This window comes from Actinomycetota bacterium, assembly GCA_005774595.1.
GTDB lineage: Bacteria > Actinomycetota > Coriobacteriia > Anaerosomatales > D1FN1-002 > D1FN1-002.
This window is the reverse complement of the sequence record VAUM01000136.1, coordinates 1-4823: the sequence shown is the minus strand read 5'-3', so window position 1 is coordinate 4823 and position 4823 is coordinate 1. Positions and strand designations below refer to the sequence as shown.

Sequence of the window (4823 nt, the reverse complement as noted above, 5' to 3'; positions counted from 1 at the left end):
CGCCGGGCATGACGCGGGCGACGTGACCATCCTTCCGCTCGACCGCATGACCGCACCGGCGCGCCCGGACGGCGAGCGGCTCATCGACCACGTCACCTGCGACGACGAGATCCGGCCTGCGCTCGAGGCCGTGATCGGTGACGTCGTCGTCGCGGACGACCTGAAGAAGGCGCTCAAGGGCACGTCCGCCGGCCGCGTCGTGACACGCTCCGGCGAGATGGTCCACCCGTCGGGCAAGGTCACCCTCGGCCCCGCGTCCGAGAGCGGCGCCGGCGTGCTCATGCGCAAGCGCCGCGCGAACGAGCTCGCGGAGGAGGTCGACGCGCTCACGGCCTCCGTCAGCGAGGCCGAAGCGTCGGTCTCGGAGGCTGAGCTGGCGGTCAAGGCCGCCCAGCAGGACGCGCTCGAGCTCGGACAGAGGCTCGCCTCGCTCACCGGCGATCACGAATCGCTTCGCGAGGAGATCGGGCGGCTCGAGTCAGGGCTGACCGATGCCGACGCGGAGGCCGAGCGCATCACGACGCGCGCCGCCGAGGTCGCCGATCGCACCGCGAAGGACCGTCCCGCGCGAGAGGCCGCCGCCGCCGCCATCGACCGCATGGTCGCCGAGATCGACTCCCTCGAGGAGACCGCCGCGTCGCAGCGCGAGGCGCGCGACGCGCTCTACCGTGACGAGACCGCCGCTGCGGAGCGGCTCGCGGCGTGCCAGGTCGACATCGCCGCCGTTTCGGAGCGCGAGATCCACCTCAAGCGCCACATCGCGGGCGTCGCCGCGGAGGTCGCCGAGCTCGAGGAGACGCTGTCGTCCTCGGTGATGACGCGGACGGGGCTCCAGGGGCTGCAGGAGCGCATCCGGCCCGTCCACGACCTGTACACCGAGATGCTGGAGCGCGCCGAGCACTGGGCCGAGCGGCTGCGCGACCGCGCCCGGTTCGAGCAGGTCGACTCGGAATCGCTGCGCGACACGATCCGCGGCGCGCAGGACGCCGCCCGCGAGGCGCAGGCGGACCTCGACGCGCGCAACGCCGCGATGGCGGACCTGCGGGTGGAGAAGGGCCGCATCGAGATCCAGGTCAAGACGGCGGCCGGCCATGTGGTCGAGGACCTCGGCATGCCGCTCGAGACAGCGCTCACCCAGCCCCCGATCGAGGACCGCGAGACGGCCACGGACCGCCTGCACAAGCTGCGCAAGCAGATCGAGAACATCGGCCCGGTGAACGCGGTCGCGGTCCAGGAGTTCGAGGCGGTCCGCCGTCGGCGCGACTTCATCGCGGCGCAGAGTGAGGACCTCGTCGCCGGCCGGAAGCTGCTGACCCGCATCATCTCGGCCATCGACCGGAAGATCCGCGACCGCTTCCTCGTCACGTTCGAGGAGGTCGACCGGAACTTCCAGGAGATATTCGGGGTGCTGTTCCCCGGCGGGCGCGCGTCGCTGATGCTCACCGACCCGGACGACCCGGACGTCACCGGCGTCGAAGTGCAGGCGCAGCCCCCCGGCAAGAAGCTCCAGAAGATGTCGCTGCTGTCCGGCGGGGAGAAGGCGCTCACGGCGCTGTCGCTGCTCTTCGCCGTCTACCGCACACGCCCGTGCCCCTTCTACGTCCTCGACGAGGTGGACGCCGCGCTCGACGACTCGAACCTGCGCAGGTTCATCGCGCTCGTGGACGCGATGCGCGAGCGCACGCAGTTCGTGGTCGTCACGCACCAGCGCCGCACCATGGAGACCGCAGACGTGCTGTACGGCGCCTCGATGCAGTCCGACGGCGTCACCAAGGTCGTCAGCCAGCGTCTGGACCGCCGCTCAGGCGCGCCCGCTGACGACACGCCCCCGGACGGCGACGATGCCGGCGCCGTGGGCTAGCTGGCTCGGCGACGGCCTCGCGCGCACGCGCGACCGCCTCGCCGGCCAGATCAACACCATCCTCGGACGCGGACCCGAACTCGGCCCGGACTTCTGGGACGACCTCGAGGCGGCGCTCATCACCGCTGACGTCGGAGCTGTGGCCTCGGCCGAGATCGTCGGGCGCCTCCGGACGCTCGCGGCCCGCGACGCGCTCCCGGATGCCGCCGCCGTGGTTGCGCGGCTCGCCGACGAGCTCGCCGCGGAGCTGGGCGCCCCTGCGACGGACTTCCTGTCCGAGCGTCCGGTGACGGTGCTCGTCGTCGGCGTGAACGGGACGGGCAAGACGACCACCATCGGCAAGCTCGCCAAGGTGGCCTCGGACGCGGGGGCGCGGGTGCTCCTCGGCTCGGCGGACACCTTCCGCGCGGCCGCTGACGAGCAGCTCGCGGCATGGTCCGACCGTGCGGGCGTTGAGATCGTCCGCGCCGAACGCGGCAGCGATCCCGCATCTGTGGTGTTCGACACGATGCGCCGCGCGCGAGAGAGCGCGGCCGACCTCGTGCTCGTCGACACCGCCGGACGCCTCCACACCAAGGCGGACCTGATGGCGGAGCTCTCCAAGGTCGCCCGCGTCGCCGAGCGCGAGAGCCCGTACCCGGTGCGCACGCTGCTCGTCATGGACGCCACCACCGGACAGAACGGCCTGTCGCAGGCGCGCACCTTCAACGAGACCGTCCCCATCGACGGCATCGCGCTCACCAAGCTCGACGGCACCGCGAAGGGCGGCATCGTCATCGCCGTCGTCCGCGAGCTCGGCGTGCCCGTCCTTCGCATCGGGGTCGGGGAGGGCGCGGACGACCTGAGGCCCTTCGACGCCGCTGAGTTCGCGCGCGCCCTCACGGGCGCTGGGTGACGTGGCCATCGACGGCGGCGCGACCCCGGTCGCAGGGCGGTCCTCCGACCGCCTCGCCGCGGCCCTCGTCATCCCGCTCACCCTCGTACTCGTAGTACTCATCGGCCTGCTCTACGTCGTGTTCCGCCCTGTGCGCGTCGACGGCCCGTCGATGGAGCCGGTCCTGCTCTCGGGCGACCGCGTCCTCGTCCAGCCCGGCTACGGCTTTCCGCGCCGCGGCGACGTGGTCGTCGTGACGGACGAGCCCCGTCCCGGCGAGGACCTGATCAAGCGGGTCGTGGGCGTTCCGGGCGACACCGTCGAGGTGCGCGACGACGTCGCGATCGTGAACGGCGAGAACGAGGCATACGGCTTCCCGCTCACACTCGCCGCAGGAACGCGGCCGTACCGGCTGCCGGCGGTGACCGTCCCCATGGGCACCGTGTACCTCATGGGCGACAACCGCCCGGTCTCGTTCGACAGCCGTGACTTCGGGCCCGTGCCGGTCGACAGCGTGATGGGACGCGTCGTGGCGGTGATCCTGCCTCCGCCGCGCGCCCACGCGCTAGACTACGGTACCCGCTGACGGCCACTTCGAAGGGCGGACTTCGTGTTCGACAACCTGTCCGAGCGCCTCAAGGGCGTCTTCGACAAGCTCACCGGGCGCGGCACGCTCTCCGAGGCCGATGTCGACGCCGCGATGCGCGAGATCCGCATGGCGCTGCTCGAGGCCGACGTCGACTTCCATGTCGTGAAGGACTTCGTCGGCAAGGTGCGCGAGCGCGCGGTGGGCGCGGACGTCACCAAGAGCCTCACGCCCGGTCAGACCGTCATCAAGATCGTCCTCGATGAGCTCACCGCGCTCATGGGGTCCACGGAATCGCGGCTCGTTCTGTCAGGCCGCATCCCTGCGATCGTGATGGTTGTCGGCCTTCAGGGAAGCGGCAAGACGACCGCGTGCGCGAAGCTCGCGAACCTCCTGCGCAAGCAGGGGAGGGCGCCGCTCCTCGTAGCCTGCGACGTCTACCGCCCGGCCGCCATCGACCAGCTCGAGGCCCTCGGGCGCGAGCTCGACGTCCCCGTCTTCCGCGGCGAGGAGGGCGCCGACCCGGTCGACATCGCCAAGGCGGGCGTGCGCGACGCGGTCGAGCGCATGCGCGACACCGTCATCGTCGACACTGCCGGACGGCTGCACATCGACGAGGAGATGATGGACGAGGTCGCGCGCATCAAGGCAGCGCTGAAGCCCGACCAGATCCTCATGGTGCTCGACGCGATGACCGGCCAGGACGCGGTCAACGTCGCGAAAGCCTTCGCCGAGCGCGTCGACTTCGACGGGGTGATCCTCTCCAAGCTCGATGGCGACGCCCGAGGCGGAGCGGCGCTCGCGGTGCGGGCCGTCACCGGCAAGCCGGTGAAGTTCGCCTCGCTCGGGGAGCGGCCCGACTCGCTCGAGGTCTTCCGCCCCGACGGGATGGCGAAGCGCATCCTCGGGATGGGCGACGTCGTAGGGCTCATCGAGAAGGCGCAGGAGGTCGCGGACGAGGAGCAGGCCGCGGCTGCGGAGAAGCTGCTGCGCAAGGGTGACTTCACACTCGACGACTTCCTCGCGCAGCTCGAGCAGGTCCGCAAGATGGGGTCGCTGTCCGACATCCTCGGGATGCTGCCCGGCGGCGACAGGATGCGCGCGGTCAAGGACGCCGAGATCGACGAACGCGCTCTCGACCGAACGGCCGCGATCATCCGCTCGATGAGCGCCGAGGAGCGCCGCAACCCCGCGGTGATCAACGGCAGCCGGCGGGAGCGCATCGCCCGGGGTGCCGGAGTGCAGGTCTTCGACGTGAACCAGCTGCTCAAGCAGTACGGCCAGGCACGAAAGCTCCTCAAGCAGATGCGGCAGATGGGCGGCAAGAAGGGTGCCCGGATGCGCTTCCCGGGCATGCCCGGGGGCTTCTGAGGGCGCCGCCGCACGCTTTGACCCTTCAAGCGGCCTCGCGTATCATTCACTCCCGCTCGCGCTCAGGCCCAAGACCGCACCGACCGCGGCTCGGGCGATCGAAAGGTGGAAGTCACTTGGCAGTACGTATC

General features: G+C 71.1%; 4 protein-coding genes. All 4 read left to right on the top strand.

Annotated features, from left to right (window positions below; genetic code table 11):
• Window positions 1-1861: chromosome segregation protein SMC (locus tag FDZ70_06465; protein TLM76666.1), on the top strand; the 1861-nt coding region annotated here is incomplete at its 5' end.
• On the top strand, window positions 1842-2756 hold the full coding sequence (gene ftsY / locus FDZ70_06460) for a signal recognition particle-docking protein FtsY (protein ID TLM76665.1): 915 nt from the start codon (window positions 1842-1844) through the stop codon (window positions 2754-2756). The genes FDZ70_06465 and ftsY, both read left to right, overlap by 20 nt.
• Window positions 2722-3321 carry a signal peptidase I gene (lepB, locus tag FDZ70_06455; protein TLM76664.1) on the top strand — a complete coding sequence of 200 codons (600 nt, stop codon included), beginning with the start codon at window positions 2722-2724 and terminating at the stop codon, window positions 3319-3321. Before ftsY ends, lepB begins: the two co-directional genes overlap by 35 nt.
• Before the next feature lie 24 nt (window positions 3322-3345).
• Entirely contained in the window at window positions 3346-4692 is a 1347-nt protein-coding gene (locus FDZ70_06450; GenBank protein ID TLM76663.1) for a signal recognition particle protein, read from the top strand.
• Window positions 4693-4823 lie beyond the last annotated feature (131 nt).

Excerpts from the sequence above, each read along its gene's own strand:
- ftsY (TLM76665.1), top strand. The coding sequence starts at position 1,842 with ATGCCGGCGCCGTGGGCTAGCTGGCTCGGCGACGGCCTCGCGCGCACG.